Annotated in this window: 19 protein-coding genes and 1 pseudogene; 13 read left to right on the forward strand and 7 right to left on the reverse strand. The window is 35.8% G+C overall.

From position 1 onward, the window contains the following. Positions 1-30: 30 nt before the first annotated feature. Positions 31-315: pseudogene (locus ASJ81_RS10675) on the reverse strand (DUF6444 domain-containing protein); the annotation flags it as partial. Positions 316-566: 251 nt separating this feature from the next. On the opposite strand from ASJ81_RS10675, the gene ASJ81_RS10680 reads away from it, so the two are divergent. Together ASJ81_RS10680 and fpoO are read left to right on the forward strand one after the other, a co-directional pair. Continuing rightward, positions 567-1,334, forward strand: a complete 768-nt coding sequence (locus ASJ81_RS10680) for a right-handed parallel beta-helix repeat-containing protein (protein WP_275112554.1) — start codon at positions 567-569, stop codon at positions 1,332-1,334. Between the two features lie 260 nt (positions 1,335-1,594). Beyond that, complete coding sequence (gene fpoO / locus ASJ81_RS10685; RefSeq protein ID WP_245860044.1) at positions 1,595-1,957, forward strand: F420H2 dehydrogenase subunit FpoO; 363 nt, start codon at positions 1,595-1,597, stop codon at positions 1,955-1,957. A gap of 64 nt (positions 1,958-2,021) precedes the next feature. Here fpoO and hepT read toward each other — a convergent pair whose 3' ends face one another. Further along, positions 2,022-2,447 carry a type VII toxin-antitoxin system HepT family RNase toxin gene (hepT, locus tag ASJ81_RS10690; RefSeq protein WP_095644440.1) on the reverse strand — a complete coding sequence of 142 codons (426 nt, stop codon included), beginning with the start codon at positions 2,445-2,447 and terminating at the stop codon, positions 2,022-2,024. After that, on the reverse strand, positions 2,431-2,895 hold the full coding sequence (gene mntA / locus ASJ81_RS10695) for a type VII toxin-antitoxin system MntA family adenylyltransferase antitoxin (protein WP_245860046.1): 465 nt from the start codon (positions 2,893-2,895) through the stop codon (positions 2,431-2,433). Before mntA ends, hepT begins: the two co-directional genes overlap by 17 nt. A 1,071-nt stretch (positions 2,896-3,966) precedes the next feature. On the opposite strand from mntA, the gene ASJ81_RS10700 reads away from it, so the two are divergent. Together ASJ81_RS10700 and ASJ81_RS10705 are read left to right on the forward strand one after the other, a co-directional pair. After that, positions 3,967-5,664, forward strand: coding sequence for a GDSL-type esterase/lipase family protein (locus ASJ81_RS10700; protein WP_095644442.1), 1,698 nt, complete (start codon positions 3,967-3,969; stop codon positions 5,662-5,664). Between the two features lie 306 nt (positions 5,665-5,970). Next, complete coding sequence (locus ASJ81_RS10705; RefSeq protein WP_095644443.1) at positions 5,971-6,468, forward strand: GNAT family N-acetyltransferase; 498 nt, start codon at positions 5,971-5,973, stop codon at positions 6,466-6,468. 1,206 nt (positions 6,469-7,674) lie between these two features. On the opposite strand, the gene ASJ81_RS10710 is transcribed toward ASJ81_RS10705, so the two are convergent. Next, positions 7,675-8,154, reverse strand: coding sequence for a DUF1648 domain-containing protein (locus ASJ81_RS10710; protein WP_170943280.1), 480 nt, complete (start codon positions 8,152-8,154; stop codon positions 7,675-7,677). 398 nt (positions 8,155-8,552) lie between these two features. Then, complete coding sequence (locus ASJ81_RS10715) at positions 8,553-9,041, reverse strand: C40 family peptidase (protein ID WP_170943281.1); 489 nt, start codon at positions 9,039-9,041, stop codon at positions 8,553-8,555. Between the two features lie 1,194 nt (positions 9,042-10,235). On the opposite strand from ASJ81_RS10715, the gene ASJ81_RS10720 reads away from it, so the two are divergent. Then, positions 10,236-11,045 carry a hypothetical protein gene (locus ASJ81_RS10720; protein ID WP_095644446.1) on the forward strand — a complete coding sequence of 270 codons (810 nt, stop codon included), beginning with the start codon at positions 10,236-10,238 and terminating at the stop codon, positions 11,043-11,045. A 646-nt stretch (positions 11,046-11,691) separates the two neighbouring features. Here the strand turns inward: ASJ81_RS10720 and ASJ81_RS10730 are convergent. Continuing rightward, positions 11,692-12,381 carry a 4Fe-4S dicluster domain-containing protein gene (locus tag ASJ81_RS10730; RefSeq protein WP_095644448.1) on the reverse strand — a complete coding sequence of 230 codons (690 nt, stop codon included), beginning with the start codon at positions 12,379-12,381 and terminating at the stop codon, positions 11,692-11,694. Positions 12,382-13,364: 983 nt separating this feature from the next. Here ASJ81_RS10730 and cbiQ point away from each other — a divergent pair. The 5 genes from cbiQ to ASJ81_RS10760 all read left to right on the forward strand — a co-directional run bounded on the left by cbiQ (position 13,365) and on the right by ASJ81_RS10760 (position 18,563). Beyond that, entirely contained in the window at positions 13,365-14,183 is an 819-nt protein-coding gene (gene cbiQ / locus ASJ81_RS10735; protein WP_095644449.1) for a cobalt ECF transporter T component CbiQ, read from the forward strand. Between the two features lie 11 nt (positions 14,184-14,194). Continuing rightward, the gene (locus ASJ81_RS10740) at positions 14,195-15,058 is read left to right on the forward strand and encodes an energy-coupling factor ABC transporter ATP-binding protein (RefSeq protein ID WP_095644450.1); all 864 of its coding nucleotides are present in this window, start codon (positions 14,195-14,197) and stop codon (positions 15,056-15,058) included. A gap of 279 nt (positions 15,059-15,337) precedes the next feature. Next, on the forward strand, positions 15,338-15,997 hold the full coding sequence (locus tag ASJ81_RS10745; RefSeq protein ID WP_095644451.1) for an energy-coupling factor ABC transporter permease: 660 nt from the start codon (positions 15,338-15,340) through the stop codon (positions 15,995-15,997). Then, the gene (locus tag ASJ81_RS10750; protein ID WP_095644452.1) at positions 15,990-16,256 is read left to right on the forward strand and encodes a hypothetical protein; all 267 of its coding nucleotides are present in this window, start codon (positions 15,990-15,992) and stop codon (positions 16,254-16,256) included. The genes ASJ81_RS10745 and ASJ81_RS10750 overlap by 8 nt, the downstream gene beginning before the upstream one ends. Positions 16,257-17,099: 843 nt before the next feature. Continuing rightward, entirely contained in the window at positions 17,100-18,563 is a 1,464-nt protein-coding gene (locus ASJ81_RS10760) for a WD40 repeat domain-containing protein (protein WP_095644454.1), read from the forward strand. A gap of 814 nt (positions 18,564-19,377) precedes the next feature. Here the strand turns inward: ASJ81_RS10760 and ASJ81_RS10765 are convergent. Beyond that, positions 19,378-20,025 (reverse strand): TatD family nuclease-associated radical SAM protein, encoded by a 648-nt coding sequence (locus ASJ81_RS10765; protein ID WP_095644455.1) that lies wholly within the window; start codon positions 20,023-20,025, stop codon positions 19,378-19,380. Positions 20,026-20,333: 308 nt separating this feature from the next. Here ASJ81_RS10765 and rpl7ae point away from each other — a divergent pair, with 308 nt between their 5' ends. Genes rpl7ae through ASJ81_RS10780 form a run of 3 tightly spaced genes read left to right on the forward strand, consistent with a single transcriptional unit; the run spans position 20,334 to position 21,148 of the window. Further along, a complete protein-coding gene (rpl7ae, locus tag ASJ81_RS10770) occupies positions 20,334-20,696 on the forward strand; it encodes a 50S ribosomal protein L7Ae (protein WP_095644456.1) in 363 nt (120 codons plus the stop codon). 24 nt (positions 20,697-20,720) lie between these two features. Beyond that, entirely contained in the window at positions 20,721-20,942 is a 222-nt protein-coding gene (locus tag ASJ81_RS10775; protein WP_048107265.1) for a 30S ribosomal protein S28e, read from the forward strand. A 17-nt stretch (positions 20,943-20,959) separates the two neighbouring features. Next, entirely contained in the window at positions 20,960-21,148 is a 189-nt protein-coding gene (locus tag ASJ81_RS10780; protein ID WP_095644457.1) for a 50S ribosomal protein L24e, read from the forward strand. The last annotated feature ends 13 nt before the right edge of the window (positions 21,149-21,161 follow it).

The raw sequence follows: 21,161 nt of genomic DNA on the forward strand, positions 1-21,161 counted from the left end.
GCAGCAGTTCAAAGAATGCTCTATTACCTAATCAGGATTATCAACCATTTTAAGAGTTGTTCCTGGATGACCTTCTTGACCTCCAGGGTTCTTTTCGCTCTTTTTACGGAGACTCTTGGGATTAGGTTTTCCTTTGACAAAAAAATCAGTAGAAGGAGGTTTACTGCTGTTTCTGCTATTTTGATTTAAGCGAGATTCTAAAACTTGCAATTTTTCACTAAGCTGTTTTATTTGAGATTCAAGACTCTCAATGTAAGTTGCAATAACTTCAGGGTTTGAAGTACACAGAGCAAGAATCTCTTCACGTTTCATCAAAGATAGAAATAACTCATTGTAAATCCAATTTTTCCTCGAAAAGAGGAAAAATTGTGTAGCCCTAAAAAGGCTACCTGAATAGTAACAACAAATCTTTCATTGATTCTACAATTTCCGTAATTTTATCCTGGATATATCCCAATAATTCTCCTGATAACGAGAGCAATAATTCGATAAGTAATTTTCTCGATAATATCAGTGATGATTCAATAAATGTCTACGTACACACAGGAGACTCGATCCAGCAGGCAATAAACAATTCGAGTTCCGGCGATATTATTGCTGTTGACCCGGGGTTATATAAGGAGAACCTTGTTGTGAACAAATCCCTTATCATAATTTCAAAGCCTGGAGAAACGACTGAAACTATGATTCAGGCTGCAGATCCGGAAAAGGATATTTTCTATGTAGCTGCCGACAATGTAACAATTAGCGGATTCAATGTGACAGGAACAAACAAGTCAGGCATATGTTATACAGAATCTGGTGGCATTATCGCTGGTAATAAACTGGTTTCTGACGAGTACGGAATCTATCTGGAGAAAGCCGAAAACATTACAATTGAAAACAACAATGCGTCTCAAAATGGATGTGGAGTTTACTTTAGCGACTCCAGCGGAAATACTCTAAAAAACAATGAAGTAAGTTATAATTGGCTCTATGGGAAGGAGTATAGAAATGGGATCTTTCTTGAAAATTCGAGTAATAACAAGCTAACAAATAACAATTTATTGAGAAATTGGGATGGTATATACCTCAGCAACTCTTCAAATAATGAGTTAAACAAAAATAGAGTTATAAATGACTATTTTTGCATTCGCCTTAAAAATTCAAATGATAATAAACTTTTTGGCAATACTGTCAAATCAATTGGATACTCATATGTAATTACACTGACAAAATCTAATAACAACATATTAAAAGATAACAGTGCAGGTTTTATGACTGAAATTACAGTATCATCTGACCTTGAGAGTAAAAACAATACACTTGAAGGCAAGCAACATATTAGAAGATAAAGCAGCCAGTTTTTTGTCAAAGATTACGATTGAACCTGGTGCCTTGGCAATTTAATTTTAGATCACTTAGAGACTCTGAAACCTTTTATGTTGATCTAATCTCCAAAATATATTCCACAGTTAATTGTCATAACACTAGCATTCGCAAATATTTTCTTAACCAACAGAATTTTTCTCAAAATATTCCTATTTACCATATTATTTTTAATATATTTTATCTACTTTGATCATTTTAACTGTCACTTCTGAATCCAAATGGGTTGTATAAATCGGGTTGTATTTATGTTAGAGTTTTCCCCCTCTTCCATAAATTAGTTTACTCAAACGGTGCCTGGAAAGGGCTCTGTGAGACCTGCCTCGATTCCGCCCAGAAGACCTATCTAAGCATCAATAAAGACGAACTCTCCTGCAGGAGAAACAAATGCGTTCTATGTGGTAAAAAAGGCAGAGTTTACCCTGTGGAAGTCCAGATTCCCAATTTTTCAAAAGGAATCGTAAAAAAACAGGTAAACGCCTGCACAAACTGCCTGGATTCTATCAATGAGACTTATATAAGGTTCAAAAGGGAGCAGATAGAGAGTTCGGCTTGTGAACATGGGCATGAGCACGTTCATGAGCATTGAGTTTTGAGTAAAGCCGCAAAATGCAGCTTTATTTTTCTTATTTTTTTCTTTTTAATATTTATTTTTACTCTGCAAGCCTCTCTGCATATTCTGCAGCGTAAAGGGCAAATGTGTCAAAGTCTTTCAGATTTTCAGCAAGCAGTTTTCTTAATATATCAAAATCCACTTCTTCATAAACATGGACCAGGATATTTCTGAATCCAGCAGAAAAAGCAAATTTTTCTGCGAATTCTTCAGGAATTATTTCGTGCCTGCCAAGAATCCGAAATACACTCCTGTAATCTTCAGGCCTTTCAAGTCCCTCTTTTGAGATGATGATTTCTCCTATGTCAATAGCACATTCAATTGCAAGTTGAAAATTTCTCTCTACTGCGGAACGCTTTTCATAGTTGCTTTCAAGGTCTGAGCTTTCGGGATCTATTGATTTAAGGTAGTCTACACAACGCTGCATAAAGTTCAACTTTCTAAATAACTTATCTGCTGCTGACATTCCGAATATCACTCTTCTCCCTGATTCGTTTCAGTAATTCCCTGTTTAAAAAGTCTTCATGATACTTTCGGTCCAGGTATCTAGACATGACGTACTGCTCCACGTCCAGTTTCAGGTCTTCATTTCTTACAAATAACGGCACATTGGGTCTTATGACTTCAAAATTAATAACGGGTGCAGCATCGTTCATCACCAGGAGGTCTACATGATCATTCTTGAGGAGGGTTGAAAGTTCTCCTATCAATTCCAGACGCTTTTCTATTCTTTCTCCTTTTGTGAGTTTGCTGGAAAGATAAACACCTATATCAATATCGCTTAACGGTCCTTCTGTTCCCTCTGCTGTCGAACCAAAGAGATATGCAAGTTCTACATACTTCTTCTTATTAAAAAACTCAGGAAGCAAAATACACAGAATTTCTTTCCCTAACTCGTGAATTTTAGGACCCATTGTATTTTCTCTATGTCCTGTTCTTTCAAATACGTTATGTTGTAAGAAGGGACAGACATTGTAGATTGTGATCTTCGCAGGCGCACAGTTCAGTTATTTATCCCGTATTGGTTTTTTCTTTTCCTCCTCAAGTTCGTTTATCCTGAGAGTTTCTGAAAAGGCTCTGTGCGGTAAAAAAAGGCAAGGGTTTAATCTTTAGAATAATAGGAAATTCAACTGATAATCCTGAATATGAAATTCAGGTTGCAGTTTTTAATTTTGAGATCAATCCAGTCATCAAAAGACAAGTCACTAAAAGATCTTCGAATCACTTAAATCCAATAATCTAACAGCTACAAAATCCCTGCTTAACTTGGAAAACTAAGGAAACCAGAGAATTAATTAAAGAAAAGATGAACCTTTTTATATTAATAAACTGCTTTATAATTATTAATTTGTAACGGTAATCTATGGAGATTGATAACTTGATTATAAAGGTTTCCTCTCTGTTCAATAATCCGGCTAAATCTCATTACCTGCCCTAAGCTTCCTTTTTACTCTTGTGGAGTTCCTCTTATTAAATTAAATAGAATTGCAAGCGGCCATCTTGTCTCACTCTCAACATGTTATCCGATAACTAAATTTCAGGGCAAAAATATGTAAAAAATACGTATATAAAACCTTTAAGACAGTCTTCAGATTTGCTGTAAATTCAAAGTTAATTTGTGTGTACTGAGTATAATATCGTTCTTTAAATATCAATTTCAAACCACTAACTTCTTGAAAGTTATAATCTTACAGAAAATCGAAACTCTGCCGTTAATTTCGATGCAAAGCACATAATCAAGGTGTTTGTTAATATAATTGAATGTGTCTCTGGTGTTTGATCTCAAAGGCAAAGCAGATCTAACGCTAACTGAATAACAATAGAACTCGGAAGAGTGTATAAATTTATATTCTCAGATTCGGTTGAGTTGTTTGAACATCTTGAAGTTGCAGGAAATTCGTTAACAATATAGATATCTGACAAAATTTTAACTACAAATAAAAAACATGGGTATGCTGTTAATCTAACAGAGGAAGAGCATAAGAATGAAATCGTGGGTTATTTTAACGGTCTTTTTGTTATGTTTTATGGCAATGCCATCGTCGGCAACTATCGAAATTCCAGCGGGTACGGTTTCGTCTTACTCGTTAAATATTCCCGGAGAAACATACGTGCTGACGGGCGATGTCGATGCTTCAGCCACAGCGTTCTCAGTAGATGCTGACAACATAACATTTGATGGTAAGGAATATACAATTAATTTTGCACAGAACACTGCAGGCAGTGGAATTTTATCTTTTGGTAAGAACGGTATTGTAATCGAAAATGTAACAATCAATCAAATGAACAAGAGTGTGCCGTCTGCATACGGAATATATCTGGCTGACTGTAATTATATGAGTATTTTGAATGCCACGGTTGACGTATATAAAAATTCAGGAATTTTTGTAAAGTCAGCATCATCACATGTAACTATCCGTGACTGTAACATTTCCTCAAATACCTATGGAATATTTGCAACTAACAGTCAATGTCTAACAGTTAATGAATCTACCCTGACCTCAACGAAAACCAATTCCATCCGTTTATCCAATTCGGGGTACTGCAATTTTTCGGGTTGTGAGTGTAACTCTGCAAATACCGGTATAAATTTGAGTGATATGGCAAATAACAACACTTTCACTGATTGTACAGTTTCAACCGTTATTGGAGACAGCATTGGTATCGCAACATCAAACAATAACACCTTTTTGAGGTGTAATACATCGGCTATTAGAGGAAATAATGGAATTTCTTTAGTCAATTCAAGTTGGAATGCTTTCACGGATTGTGTTTCTATTGCTGAAAAAGGTTTTGGAATAAATACAACTGACTCTTGTGATAATGTCTTCAACGGATGCACTATCAATGTTATTGAAAATATGCCCGTAATGATAACAAATTCTACAAACAAATTCTCAAATATGAGTGTTTCCTCTACAAGGGCATCTTCACCACATACTTCTAATCATATTTTGACTGTGGGCGATTCAATTACAAAGGGCGTAGGAGTTAATTACGGACTCGGGTATGGATCGTACCTAAATGCTACTCTGAATGCATATTCTCCTACCTGGTATGTGTCTAATGTCGGAATAGGTGGCACTACGGCAGCACAGGGTCGAGTTACGTTTCCTCAGTGGTTAGATATCTACAATCCTGACATTGTTTTAATCATGTATGGACAAAATGATATTTCTGCCGGGCGCAGTGAACAGGACATAATTAATGATATACTTTGGATGGCACAGGAGGCTAGAAACCGAAGCATCACTCCCTACATATTGACGACTGTGCCAATTTCAAGCAATAACTTCAAGCGTATATCGTTAAATGACAATCTAACTTCGCAAGCTGCGCTGGCCGGTATCTCGGTAATAGACACATACGACTCTGTTGACTTATCACCAGAAAACGGCTTACACGATGGATATGATGAAAATAACTCACTTGATGGGGTACATCCGAATTCGGTTGGGTATACACTCATGGGAAATTATGTCTCTAAACATATCCTAACATCTGTATACCCAAACTCTGATTTTACCGGTAATGTTACCTCAGAAAAGGCTCCTTTGACTGTTACTCTTACTGATAAGTACCGACTTGCCAGTTTTATGGAACTGGAGCTCTGGATACGGCACGTTTTCAACGACGAAGTCCAACACATACATATTATGCAGGAAATTACGTTGTTAGCTTAACGGTAAAGAATGCTGCTAGATAACGCGAAAATAATAAAGAGCTATGTTGTTGTGAATTAAAGTCCCTTTCATTTGTATTCGGTTAAGGATTTTGAGCTGCTGATCTCGATTTCGACGGAAAAACTCAAACCCAAATGTTTAGTGTTTAAATTGAAATCGATATCAGATTCCAGTTTTGCATTTGATGAATAATTTAATAAATTTTATGAAAATCAATGCAATTGATAACGATTTTTCCTTAACCGATGACCAATGAAGTCCCTTTTGTTGTTTCTTCGGCATTTATCTTTACAGGACGTTGTCAAAATGGATTTTGAACTGAGAACGTGGAAAAAAACAGATGTTGAAAACTTTTTCAAGTATTCCCATAATACAAAAATTGCAAAAAATATGAGGGATTCTTTTCCCTCCACTTTAGATGACTGCCGAAAAACTGTAGAAAGCTTTAGCTTTAACGATGAAACACAACAATGCTGCAGGGCAATTGTTGTGAACGGAGAAGCTGCAGGGTGCATTGCATTATTCCTTAAAAGCGATGTTTATTGTAAGAATGCAGAAATTGCATACTGGCTTGGCGAACCTTTTTGGGGCAAAGGAATAATGAGCGAAGCAATAAAACAGCTTTGTCGGACAGCTTTTGAACAGTACGACATTGTCCGGATATTTGCAGAGCCTTATGCACAAAATATCGGCTCACGAAAAGCTCTTGAAAAAGCCGGATTTATTTTTGAGGGCATAATGAAGAAGGGTGTCTATAAAAATGGTAATTTCTTTGATTATTGCATGTATGCTCTTGTGAAATAACATGTGACTTATCATTCAACACCCAACTCTGGCTTTTGAGAAACCTTGATTTATTTTTTATTTTTTTCCTTTTACCAAATCCAGGTGCCAGAAAATCTTAAAAATACATACACAGGTACTATCATCCTACATTCGGCAGCAAGCACATTCCAACATCTAAATATTCTTAATTGTTATTTTTTGTAGGTTAAGTTAAAAAACAGCATCTTGCGGATTATCTATCTAGCATGATTTGTCTTTTATCTCATATATTATAAATATATATTAATTATGTTATGGTTAACATTTAGTAATTTTTGATTTAAATTAAATATCAAAAGTTCTAAAAAAAACGATATCAATAGAAAAATTGAATGGATTTTTATGTCGACCTGCCGAAAGCAGGATCATTAATGGGGAAACTAGGAGTAAAACCAAATTTTACTAATGTTTTTTGTCCTAATCAAGATTGTAAATTTTAAGGTATTTCTGGGAAAGAAAATGTCACAGGTAAAGGTACTATCAAATTAAGAACAAAAGAATTAGAACAAGAGAATTAGAACAAGAGAATCAGAACAAGAGAATTAGAACAAGAGAATTCGAAAATATATCTGCCGTGAAAAGGGGTAGAGTATTCAATAATCGTATAAGTATATTCTTTAATCCTAGATTCGGCAAGTCGACATTTCATTTTAATCCTTTTTGCTGATGGCGATTTTGAAATGATGGTCCCATTGTGTGCAGTTATAAGGTTTACATATGATCCAAACACAATCTCTCATGCTAAACTTTAATGGAAAAATGATCCAGTATTTATATATGTCGTGGGAGTTGAGCCACACGTTAACCAGCTTTAAATCTAATGTATATTTATCAAATGTTCAAAAACGATATCAAGAGAAATATTTAAATTCCTTATGTCGACCTGCCGAATCTAGGTTTAATATATTCTAAAAGACAATGAATTATCATACTAGCCTTAAATATGGCTATTAAAGAAATGTCAACAGAAGCCATAGCTGGTGTATTGAAAATTCAACCAGCTATAGTTAGTAACCTGTTGGGGACAAGAGAGAGTGTTAGCTATCCTAGAGGGCCTATTCCAGAAAGTTTATTCCAGAAAGTTTATTCCAGAAAGCCTATCTCAGAAGATAAAAAGTCTCATTTTTATTATTAATCAACAACTCAAGTGCCCTTAGAAGGAATTAGTATGCTCATAATTCACAGTTATGTTTTTTTTCCATTTCCTACTCGAATAATCCGTACGATGAAGAAAACTAGTGTGCCAAATATGGTTATTATAAAAATAGGTAAAAAAGTAATTGACAGAGGTTGTGCAGTTACGGTATGATAATTCAGGTAAAAGAATATAGTCAACATCTCAACTTTCAAGAATATAATTAGGTTCTTTGTACTGAGGTACACTGCTTCTTTGTTCTCATCTGTTACTTGAACGGTAACATTCCAAATCTGTGGGAAAAAAGATACTACAGTAATGAAAATATAAAGCAAAATACTTATGATTGGTAAAACGAGGATTTGATATTTACTTCCCCAGCTATCGATTTTACCCAGTGCATTATAATGCATAGGAACTTGTTGAGGAATTTGGTCCCACTGAATGTAAATAAAAACGATCATACCTACTAAAAGTAGAAGCCCTATAATTTCCAAGGCAAGTTGGAGTTTAGTATACTTCAATTTCATAGTAAGATTCTCCTCTGAAGTAAAACACAAGCTTTTACTGCTTGTATTATTTGTCACATGCAGCATATTTTCAATGATAGTATATCAAAAATTCCATAAATTTTATACGTCAATACATTAATTACAAACATAATATTTTGAACAACTGTCATAGGTTTTTATTAAAAACCTGGAGGAACTCCAATTTTTTATAGAACCTTTAACATACTGCTCTATTTTACAATAGAAGGAGACAAATTTTTCAATTGTACATAATACGTAGGCAGTATATAGCATTAATGTACTTATTATCTACTCTACAAGAAGCTAAAAATGAAATGGGAGATCTTGTTAGAACTCTCCATTCAGTAGGCTTTTTTAAGTTTTTTAAGCTTTTTAGGTCTTTTCATGATAATCTCTTAACTATGAGACCATCTTGCAAAGTACGGCATTCCTTCTTTATACACACCAGTGATATTTTCTGTGGTAACATTTTCAGTATCAAACGATGGGTCTATAAACTGATTGTTTCCTATGTATATTCCTACATGGGTGGCAAGCCAATACATTTTGCCGTTCTGGCTGACGTCCTTTTGCCAGAAGATTACGTCTCCGGGAGCTGGAGAGGTTGTATTAACATAATTTGTATTGTTTTTCATCTCAGGTACTTTCTGGAAAAATATGTCTTTAGCACCTACCTGGCTGTATACCTGATATACCAGGTGAGAACAGTCAATAGCACTTGTGTTATTGGCTCCGTGTACGAACTCAACTCCTAGCCAACCTTTTGCGGCTTCTACTGTTGCGTTTTCGGAATCTTCTATGGGAGCTGCTGCTCCAAGGGGTATGAATGCTATAAAAATAGCCAGAAGTACTGTCGTTGTTAACTTTTGTTTATTTATCTTCATTTTTCTCATCTATATCGTAATTTTACTGGCCTAATTATTGTTAAGGCTTATTTATTATATCTTAAAATAGATTTATTTACTCTAATTGTCAGTACTTAACGACTTTAACATAAATACATAACGGCAGTATTCTAATTATTGCAAAACCGGAAATTTTGGAAAAATAGTAAAGTAGAATACTTAGTTTTGTAAAAATATGTTAGAATTATCTCTAAACTCTAAAAATAAATAAGAAGAATTCCATTTATTGGGTTTAAGATAGTGAAACGTGCTATTTTGAAAATGTATATAAAAATAAAACCCTAATGGTCTAAAAAGAACCTTTAATAACGTTAAAACGGAAATTGACTATATAATTTAGCCATATGTCTTTATATATTTTCGGACTGCCAAAATTTTTATTTTTTGATGTGTTTTTTCAATCTTTTCACCATAAGCCTTCCATTCTGGACAAATTAGAAGCACGGTCAGCAAATTTTAAGCCTATCCCACGTATGGAGTACAGATACGTATAATACCACACTGTGTCATCTTCTTTTCTTTCATGTGAGACTTCACGAATAGAGACCTGCGACATCTTCGCCGAACGTGATAAATAAATTTTCATATTTCGTGTCGGTGTCTTCTAACGTGTCATGAAGTAGTGCAGCCGTTTGTAATTTAAAGTCATCAGGGAAATTATTTTAATGATTTCATAGACCTGCCAGCAGTGGGCCATAAAATAGTCGTTTCCTGCATAATCAAGTTGCTCAGCATTTGCTTTTGCACCAGATTCCGTTGCTTACCTAACTGTCATATATTATGCTGTTCATTCACATCACTTTCGCGATATGAGTTAAGGTAATTTGGTCATAAAGGCAATTGCTCATATACCTTCTATCTAATAGTCAAACCATCAAAGATCAGAAAATAATCACAGATACTACATAAGTATAAAATTGAATTGTTTGAGAGTCTACACAGAAAGTTTATAAACTTTTAGTAAAAAAGAAGTTTCTAGGGTTTAAATCTCTTTACCAAAATTGCCCCAATTCAGTGAAACAGGCTTTAAAAGGCATGGCTAATGTTAGCTTTAAGAATATTTAAGCTTCCTAAACTTGCTTCTGGGTAAAGCATATAGGAGTAATTTAAACGATAACAAAGAAGAAATTTCGAATAGAGATTTTGCTTTTAGCAATATTACTACTATGCACGATGTTTGTGTCTACTGTAAGTGCACAAGATAATTTAACAACAAATGTTAAGCCCTCTGAACTGGAACAAGGTTTAATAGATGCACTAAATTCTGATACAAAAAATCTGGCTGCAGACTATGTGATTGCTAATTATTGTAAAGCAACCGAAGACAAAATTTCAACATCAGAAAACAATAATGTTTCAAGCAAAAGTAATTCAAGGACATATCAACTGGAAAGTGGATCTAATATAACTTTTATAAACCATGGTAATTTTTTAATTAATGATTTGAAAGTTGACAATAATACTATTCAACCAGTTAATAAAGAAAATGAGATGAACTTACAATCCGAAGATAATTCTTTTTATACACCTTCTCTAATATCTTCCGTAAGTGAATACAATTCTTTTGGTTGGAAATTGTTTACTGTCTACACACAAGGGTATTTCGGGTATGATAATAAATCTGTAAAACCTTATCATGTAAATTCATGGTATGTACATAATATGCCTTTCAATCTCTGGCAGATTTCTAACTGGGAAGAAGGTACGGATATAATTTCCAGTAATACGGCAGAAGTTTATAGCCAGGGGAATTTCCACTATGGTTTTGAATACAAAGGTAACAGCTTAACCGTTCAGAACTATTACATTAAAGTTTATTTGTCGTGTGATCAAAATGGAAATTACGGAGCTTATTATTCTCTAACCGAGCTTATCCCAAAACTCAAAGTTGGTTCTTTGAATTTGAGCTTTGGATCATCAACCGAATATCCGAGGATAAAGAATGGCTCTGCAACCCTTACTATACAGGACGACTTATCATGATGAAAAAATCAAGTTATGAGATCTTATTTATCGCTTGCTTTGCCTTTTTCTTTATTTTAAACTTTATAAACGTGATTGGCCAACCTGATTTACCATTATTTGTAGCGATAATTATTGGAGCTTTAATAGAATCTTTTACTCCATATTTAGTTCTAATCTTAATTATACGTATAATAAGTCGTGACAGTAGCAAATTTTAAACTAACTTCAATTTGTCAAAGTATTTGACTTTTAGCATAGTTCTTACAAACAAGAATAACAAACAAGAATAACAAACAAGAATAACAAACAAGAATAACAAACAAGAATAACAAACAAGAATAACAAACAAGAATAACAAACAAGAATAACAAACAAGAATAACAAACAAGAATAATAAAGACGGCTCTTTTCCAAATAGACTCGCAATGGTTAAAAAAGTTTTAATTCAACTCTGACTATATTGAGAAATTTACATTAACTGAATTTCAATTTGTGTTAATGCTTTCTGCATCACTTGATTTTAAGTGACTTGGACAGTGCATTAGTTTAAGCTTCCGAATTATTTATCGTCTGCTGTCACTTAAAGCCTGCCCTTAAATACTCAACTTTTCTAAATCTTTTAAATCCTTTGTCATTAAAAATCCGTTAGTAAACCACAGCAAGTTTACTGTGGGCAAACTTTAACACAGAGCCCACAACGAAGACCTCCAAGTACATTAAACATATACTGTGCACACTTTTGCCTGTCAATTTTCCCATCCCGGGAGATAGCACCAGCCGGGCATATTTCAATGCATTTGCTGCATTTGCTGCATTTCTCGTTAATAAACGGTAGTAAAGTATCCTTTTCTCCTTTTTCTAGCGGAGCATTGGTCAGTATTGCGGTCATTCGAACTCTGGGGCCGTAGTCTTTTGTAATAAGAAGGTGATTCATGCCAAAGTTTCCCAGTCCTGCATGATATGCAGCATATTTGATGGACATGTTTGCCTTAAGTGTTTCACGGTTAGCATACCAGTATCCGAATTCACTTCCTTCTGTAGGCACAATAGTTGCTCTGTATCCTTCTTTTTCAATAAGTTTTGCAATTTGAAAAGCGACTATTCGAAGGGTAGCAGTTGCTGCCATAAGAGTGTTGGTATACTCGGCCCTTCCTTCTGGAAGGGTCTCGAAAGCTCCTCTCGGTACGCTTACTCCCAGGATTATAACTGACCGAACGCTTGCCATCACATCCTGAGGTTTATTTCCTGTATATTCCGAGCTTTCAAAGCAAGCTGCATCTGCAATTCCAATAAAATCCGCGTTCATTTTAAAAGCAGTATTTTCTATCTTTTTTGTAAGAGTAATCTCCCTCATACTTATCTCCTGTTAAACTTAAATTTGGGTTAAATCCGGATTTACTTTGTTCTCTTTTCCTGGTTATAACTTTTAAGGTTCAATTTCTATTTGCTTGTCTTAAGGTTCAATTTCTATTTGCTTGTCTTAAGGTTCAATTTCTATTTGCTTGTCTTAAGGTTCAATTTCTATTTGCTTGTCTTAAGGTTCAATTTCTATTTGCTTGTCTTAAGGTTCAATTTCTATTTGCTTGTCAAGCTTTCCTATTTACAGGCTCAGGTTTTGCGTAGAATAAAAGATACGTTTAAAAACAAGGAAATAGTTAATATATAAATTATTAATTTCATCCGTATGTTAATAAATGTCTTCGTAACAAGTAATAACAGTCGGCTTAAAGTTGTCTTATTCTAAGACTGAGAGTTTATGTGAAGTTTCCGTGGGGTGGTTTTGAAAGTTAATGAATATGGAAAAAGTAATTTGTAGAGATTTTAAAAATAACTAAGCTTCTTATAACTAACCTCATTTAGTTTGAATTGAATGTCAATGAATTGGATGTCAATGAATTTTCTTATTTTTTTCAACTACTTAAAACGAGTTTAAACTCCTTCTACCAAATTTAAACCTCGTCACTTTGTCAGTAGCTCCAGATTACAAATCTCAAATTAGAGTCTAGAATATAAACTTTTTAAATCCTGTTTATTCATGTATAAGCACTGGAGTACTTAGCTATTATAATTTTTTGGCCATATACCAAACATTCCCCAATATATTTGCGTTTCACCCAAAAGATATATCTGCCTGTTAGATGTTAATATCTAGAAATCAGGAGATCAAAAATGAGAAAAAATAGTTTTGAGTTTAACCGTATCTGTTTTTTGGAACGCGAAGAATCGGATATTATATTTTTAAATTTGGTGCTTCAAGCAGGTATGAAAAAATAGTTTTCTTGCTTATTACTTTGATTTCTGTCAAACAAAATTTTGATTCAAAATTGCGGATTATATATGAATAACTCACAGGCTTCTGGTCATATCCCTGATCTTGATCTGATCACTTATTATAGTGAGAACTCTTACTCTTTTCTTTCTAAGGCCAGTCCCTGGATAAAACTAATTGGGCTTATTGCCATCATCTTAATTTTAACTATTGTTAAAAGTGTTGAAGTACTGGTGGCTCTGTATGCTCTTTTACTTCTTTTATATTGGCAGATTGGGCTGCCAGTAAGAAAGCTATTTGACTGGTGTCTTTTGCCTGTTTTGTTTGTTTTATCTTTAGTTATCTTATTGATGTGGAATGAAACCGGTGTACCACTATTTTCCCTCAAATTCTTCTGGTTTTCCTTAACTTTAACAGATAATGGGTTATTGCTAGTGGTTAGGCTTTTGCTAAAAGCTCTTATATCAATGACATCTTCCCTTCTGTTTCTCATGACGACTAAGTACGCTTATCTTTCAGTTATGATTTACAGGATCTTTCCATTTCCTATAGATCAGATATTTTTGATGTCCTACAGGTTTCTTTTCATAACACTGGATATGGTTGATTCTATGATAAGGGCTTTTAAATCGAGAGGTGGAGGTTTAATTAAAAGTGTGGTCAGGCAAAGCCAGACCTTTGCGGAGATCTTTGCGCTTGTTTTTATTCGATCTTATGATCAGGCGGAAAGGGTGAACAAAGCTATGGAGTCTCGGGGATATGATGGAACATACACTACATCAACAGAAGTTCCTCAAATGAAACCTATAGACTATATTGTTTTGTTGGTGTTTTTAGTCGTAATAATTTATCTACTACTATTTCATAATTCATCAATTTCGAGGTGAATGCCTAATTTATGAAAAAACATATTGATCCAGTACAAAACCATGCTTTTTCAGAGCCTCATGAGCTAATACATATAGACTGTGCAAGTCACGTCTACCCAGATGGCAGCATTGGAATTCATGATTTGTGTTTCAGGGTTAAAGAGAATGAAATTGTTGCCTTATGCGGGGCAAACGGCTCAGGCAAATCGACCCTTTTGGAGCACCTGAACGGCCTGCTTTTGCCGTCAAAAGGTAATATATATGTCATGGGCGAAAAGATAGACTCTACAACAAAAAAAGATCTGTGGAAACATGTGGGAATAGTGTTTCAGAAATCGGATGATCAGCTTTTTGCGCCAACTGTCCTTGATGACGTTATGTTCGGCCCACTCAATTTAGGTATGAACAGAGGTGAAGCCTGGAACGCAGCAATGGAAGCTTTAAGGGCTGTAGGCGCTGAGAAATTTATAAACAAGATTCCTAATTATCTTAGCGGTGGGCAGAAACGTTTAGTCTCCATAGCTGGCATCCTTGCCATGAAACCGAAAATAATTGCTCTTGATGAACCAACTTCCGACTTGGACCCAAAGCATGCCGAAATTATTGAAAATATAATCTGCGAATTAAAAGAAAATCATGGCATCAGTATTGTCCTGGCAACACATGATCTCGACCTTGCTGCACGTATAGCTGATAGGATCTGTATTGTTAAAGGAGGATCTGTAATTGCAGAAGGCAGGCCCTCAGACATCTTTTACAATGTTGATTTACTTGAGGATGCAGGGCTAAAGGAACCTAAAATTGTACAGGTGTATGAGGCTCTCTGCGAGTTCAAAAAAATAGAGATAAAAAGAAAGCCTGTGACTGTGGAAGAACTGGTAAAATCCCTCTAATCTGCGAACAAATATAAACAGTGTCTGAAGAGCTATAACATGCAGCATCTAAAAAGTTGTAACATGCAGCATCTAAAGAGCTCTAACGAACTAGTTTGAGTTTTATTCTTCTCAATTTCATTTCTTTCTAGCTAACTCGCAAAATTAAAATTTGGTATAACACCAAACAATTTGGTATTATACCAAAAATTAGTAAAATTGGTAAATTCGACAACCAGCATTCTAAAACCTGGTTAAAATCTGCATAAATAAAAAACAAATATTATAGGAAGTTCTCAAATGGCTCACATACATTTAGAAGACGGTGCTTTTTCCTTCCAATGGATTTCTATATGGTGGACTCTCGCTATAATTTTAATCTGCCTTTGTATGTACTGGATGAAAAATGTGAAGAAAAGCAATGACAATAAAGTGTTAACTATTGCAGGGATGTGCACTGCTGCTTCATTTGCAATCTTTCAGATAAATATCCCCTTGTTTGGTGGAGTTCACATGAATCTAACGCCTCTTATAGGTATTCTGGGAGGTCCGGCAGTAGGAGGGATAATTGTGTTCATAGTGAATATATTATCTGCAGCAATAGGACATGGTGGATGGGGGATGATCGGAGCGAACACTCTAGTCAATATAACTGAAGTTTCGGTTGCCTACTTTACATATCGCGGACTTATCAAAGCCAAATTAAGCTCGTTTTCGAGAGCCGGTATCGCTACTTTGGCAGGACTTTTGCTTGGTAACGTAACCATGATAGTCATAATATTGGTCTCAGGTATCCAGGGAGTAACGCAGAGTCGTATGGATATTCTCTATGGTCTCTCTCTCCTGGCAGGAGTCAATATGGGAGTTGCTGTGATAGAGGCTGTGCTTACTGGATATGTAGTATCGTACATACGAAAAATCAGGCCAGATATGCTCTCGGAGGCTGAGTCACTTGTATGAAATAGATCGAAAGAAAAGTATGCTCTTATTTGGGTTTTTGGTTTTGGCTGTTGCAGGATTAAGCTTGATTGCCTACCATGTCTCAGGCCATATGGGCATAGAAGAAAGGTTTAATAGTGCTGTTGGGATTGAACCGGGCCCTGAGGAAGAAGAATCTTCAGGAATATTTGGATTTAATATTGAGGGCAACCCATTATACTATGCGGTTATTCTTGTCGTCCTGATAATCTTATGTCTGATTATTTACATTAAAAAGTAGAAAAGTAACATCCGTAACTTGAGATTAACTTCAGTAGTTTAAAACATTTTTCCGATAGCACGGTTTTTGCTCCTTGTTTTTTGTGGGGATAAAAACAAGGAGCAGTTATACAACTTAATTGGGAAAATTTGAAAGATCTACTTTAAAAATGACTTCCCCTAACTTTCGATCTCTCTTATTTTTCAGTTACTATTAGATAATAATGCATGTTTACTGACTTCCTGGTTCTGGGACTTTGGGAATGGTATTAATTCAAAGAATACAATGAACACGACGTACACTTTGAGCCTATCCCAAAACCTTGAATTTTGAATAATCGCTCTAATTTCTAACATGAAAATAGTATAATAGATTTGGTAATGAAATCGGTTCTAGGATGAGCTCTTTCATAAAACCTGGAACTTATAACGTTACTCTAAATGTAACTAATACTGATGGCAGCAGTTCGATAATAAGGCCTGGCTATGTCACTGTAAAAAGTGAGTAACATACTTTATGAATACTGAAAACGGTCATAGCTGAAAGGTAGTGGAAAATTATTGACCAAACCTGGAAAGCGGACAAAAATATTGTTTCCGGTCAGATTTAATAGCTAAAACTTTCTTAGCTTTCAAAATCTACCTGGTTAATAATTTCGTTTTACGATATTCCTATCTTCGCTGCCTCTAAATTTAAAATCCCTACCGATAATTTTGCTGACTTTAAACTCGAAGCATAATTTTAATTCGTAAATGTTCTTTATAAAATACTGTCTTTTTTCTATAGTGCCGTCCTTTTTCTTTTTTCTAACACAAGACTCTTGCAAAAAATTCATGTGGAATAAACTCCTAAACTATAATTATTATGGGACAGTCAGCGGGAATATGGTTACTTATAGCACTGGGTCTGCTCTTCGGCCTGTTTGCAGATTCGGGAGCTGCAGACTCTGTTACCCCGGACAATGGTGGGGACGTAAATCTTTCGGAACTCAGAGCTTTTGACCTTCTCTGCAAATGCGAAACAGGATGTATAGTTAACACGGTTTCTCTTTCTTCCAGCGGGGGTTATATTGCAGTTGGGGACTTTAATCATAATGTTTCTCTTTTTAGTTCCGAGGGGAAGGAACTCTGGAATTATACTACTGGAGATATTGTTTACACCGTATCAGTCTCTCCAGATGGGTCTCGTGTAGCTGCAGGAAGTAACGATAAGAAAGTATACTTTTTTAACAGGGAAGGAAAATTACTCTGGAGTTACGAAACTGGGGGCAGCGTGAATTGTGTTGTGGTCTCTTCCGATGGTTCATATGTGGCAGTAGGCAGTGAAGACGGCAAGATTTACTTCTTTAATAACGAAGGCAGGTTATTATGGAATTTTGATTCAGAAAATTCCGTCCGCAGTATAGCTCTCTCCATAGATGGCACTTACGTTGCAGCTGGAGGTTCCAGTTATTACATTTACCTCTTTGATAAAGAAGGAAATAATATCTGGAAACGAAAGACAGGCAGTGTAATTAATTGTGTGTGCATCACTCCACAGGCCAATTATGTGGCTGCCGGAGGTTCCAATTATAATGTCTATCTCCTTAACCAGAAAGGTGATTTTTCCTGGATACACAATCCTGCTTACTGGATTAGCAGTGTTTCCCTGACAAATAACGGCTCCTATCTGGCAGCAGGAAGTTTTGATGATAAAATCTACCTGTTTAACGATACAGGTACAAAACTCTGGGACTACAAGGCAAAAGAAGATATTTACAGTGTTGCAATTTCACCGGATGCATCATTCATTGCAGCAGGAAGCTGGGACGATACGCTTTACGTGCTGGATCTGGATGGGAATGAGTTCTGGAACTACAGTTGCGGAGGAAATATTAATAGTGTGTCTGTTTCTCTCGATAGCTCAACCCTTGCTGCAGCGAGTGATGACGGAGCAGCGTATCTTTTTGAGCAAAATCTCTCAGTTTTTGCACGACTCTTTGGAAATGAGTGTTTCCCTTCAGGAGAGGGACTCGGACTGCCTTTAAAAGAAGGAATAGTAGTAACGGGAGGTATTGAAAACGTAGTTGAGACTGCTTCAGCTTCCTCAGGTGAAGTATCAGATGATATAAAAGGTGAAAACGATCCGGCTATAGGGAGTTCAGCCTCTATAGAGAGTTCATCAAGGTTTTCGGGACTGCTTAACTTCTTTAAATATCCCATATTTCTTTTACTGGCAGTTTTTATAGTGGCTATCTACCTGAACAATCGAAAATTTAAAAAACGGGTCGAGAAAGAAGAAGACCTGGAAGACTTTGAGAACCTTGATGATGAAAAAACACAGGCCTGAAAATCACCACGATATCCAGAAACATGAGATTTCAGATATATGGATATGGAGGCGTAAACTTACAGTTTTGTAATATTTAGAGAAGATTGCCATATTCAGGAACTGATATCATAATAATTTTTCAGTGATAATGACTCTGTTCCAAAACCCAGTGATTAATCTAAAGTTCAAAATCACTGGGTTTTATAATTGGTCATAATCGACTATATTTCTGGATTGAAGTCTTTAGATGTTGAATCTTGATTTTGATGAAAGCCGAACTCTTCTTGCTAATTCAGATTTTCAATCAAGAAATGTAAAAATTATTAGATTTTGAAACAGAATCATAAAATCTTTTAAATATAAATATATTATCGTATTTTCCTATGTTAAATTAAACAGAAATATAATTTACTAGTAGAAACATAATTCACTCAGTATGAAACATAATTTATTCAGCAAAAATATAATTTATTTCAGTCGAATACCCCGCTAGCTTGCTGCGGGGATGGAAACTTCCCCGGTAACCGTTGATAATAATAAAATTTCTCAATTCCATTTTCGATTACTAACTTCTGCTCACACTAAATTGTTTAGGGTTATTATTTCCTTTAACGGAATTTTGAGCGGTGGCGCGAACATACCCCGTTGCTTGCAGCGGGGTGCGCCAGCGCAACTTTGATTTATTATAGTGTTTTCTTTTCTACACTCGTATTCTATAGTAATATCATCTACTTGTTATCTCTTTTACTTTTACTCATGTTACCAAAAATAATCATATTGTAAAAAACACATATTGCTGAATATTTATTAAATATCTAACTTTTAACAGCTTTCAGATTTCTTTACTTGCAGCTTCGGACAAAGTCCTTATGTGGAAGCCCGAACCAAGCTCATCTGCAAGCTTTTTACATTTTTCCAGGTCAATTTCGGGCACATTAACTACTGTAACCCGTGTACTGATTCCTGCCTTCCTTGCTTCCTTAACAAAATCAAGTACTGCAGAATAAGCATTTTCATGAGTAGGCCTGCAGAGCTTATTGTATTTTTCTTCGGACTCGGCATTCAGGCTCACGGAAATAGAGTCTATTCCTGCGGCTTTCAGTTCTAAGACCACATCTCTTCCCGGATTTATCAGGACTGCCTGTCCGTTGGTATCTAGCCTTACTCGAATATTCCGGCTTTTCAGCCAGCGGGTTACTACAAGCATCACGTCGAACCTGAGAGTTGGCTCTCCAAGGCCTGTGAATACGATTTCTTTGTATTTTGAAAGGTTTAGCTTTTCAAGTGCTTCGATAACTTCCTCTGTTGTCGGTTCTCTTGAAAGCCTCAGGTCATATCCATAAACTCCGTCTGCAAAATTACGGATGCAAAAGACACAGTCTGAACTGCAGCGGTTTGTAAGGTTAATATATAGATTTTTATGAGCTTCATAGTAAATTGTGTCCATAAAAGCAAAATTTCTTACATTCCTTATAACCATGACGTATTAATTCATTTTTATCCTGGAACTGAAAATAGCCTTATATATATGGATTTCTTATTACTTTACTTCTGCTTTTGGTTTATGACTCACGTTTTCAAGCAGAAAGTTTATAGGTGATCATGTACTTTTAAGGTTCGATCTGCAGCATTTAGCTAGCAGTATCTATATTTCAACTCATTTGCTCTCCGCATTGAAGTCTATATGGTTTTTATTTACTATTTGACTTCAATGTTGACAGATATGTGTTAAAAAACCTATGATTGATGAAAAATTGCGATACTCGCAATTTCGAAGGAGAATCTTATATGGCACAATTAGCTAAATTCGACGTTCCAGAAGAACTTACAAACAAAGCACTTGAAGCTCTGGAGCTTGCCAGAGATACTGGAAAGATTAAAAAGGGCACCAATGAAGCCACAAAAGCAATTGAAAGAGGCAATGCAAAGCTTGTCCTTATCGCTGAGGATATCGAGCCTGCCGAGATTGTTGCTCACATTGCTCCCCTTTCCGATGAAAAGAAAGCACCTTATATCTTCATTAAAAACCAGAAAGAACTCGGTGCAGCCAGTGGGCTTGGTGTGTCCTGCGCAACTGTCGCTATTGTAGATGCAGGAAAAGCAGCTGAAATGGTTCAGGACATTGCCCAGAAACTTGAAGCCCTTAAATAATCCTGATAACATGAGGTGCTAGTTATGGCTGATGAAAGCACAACCGGCGGCTTTGCTGCTGAGGTTATTGACGTTATCGGGAATACAGGTATGCATGGTGAAGCCAGCCAGATCCAGTGTAGGGTTCTGGAAGGCAGGGATAAGGGCCGTGTTATTACAAGAAACTGCGTGGGCCCGGTCCGCGTAGGCGACATCCTGATGCTTCTCGAGACCTCAAGAGAAGCGAAGAAACTGACCACCAGATAAGAAAAAGCGGTGAGATAATGGAACAGAGAAAATGCTATTTCTGCGGGAAGATGCTGGAGCCCGGAACCGGTAAGCTCTATGTTAAGAAAGACGGTTCTACCTATTACATGCACTCTTCCAAGTGCATGAGCAACTTCAATCTGGGTAGGCTTCCAAGGCGTACCGAATGGACTGAGAAAGGCAAAATCCAGTTGAAGAAAGCATAAGAGTAGAATTGCA

It is taken from the genome of Methanosarcina spelaei (assembly GCF_002287235.1).
Lineage (GTDB): Archaea > Halobacteriota > Methanosarcinia > Methanosarcinales > Methanosarcinaceae > Methanosarcina > Methanosarcina spelaei.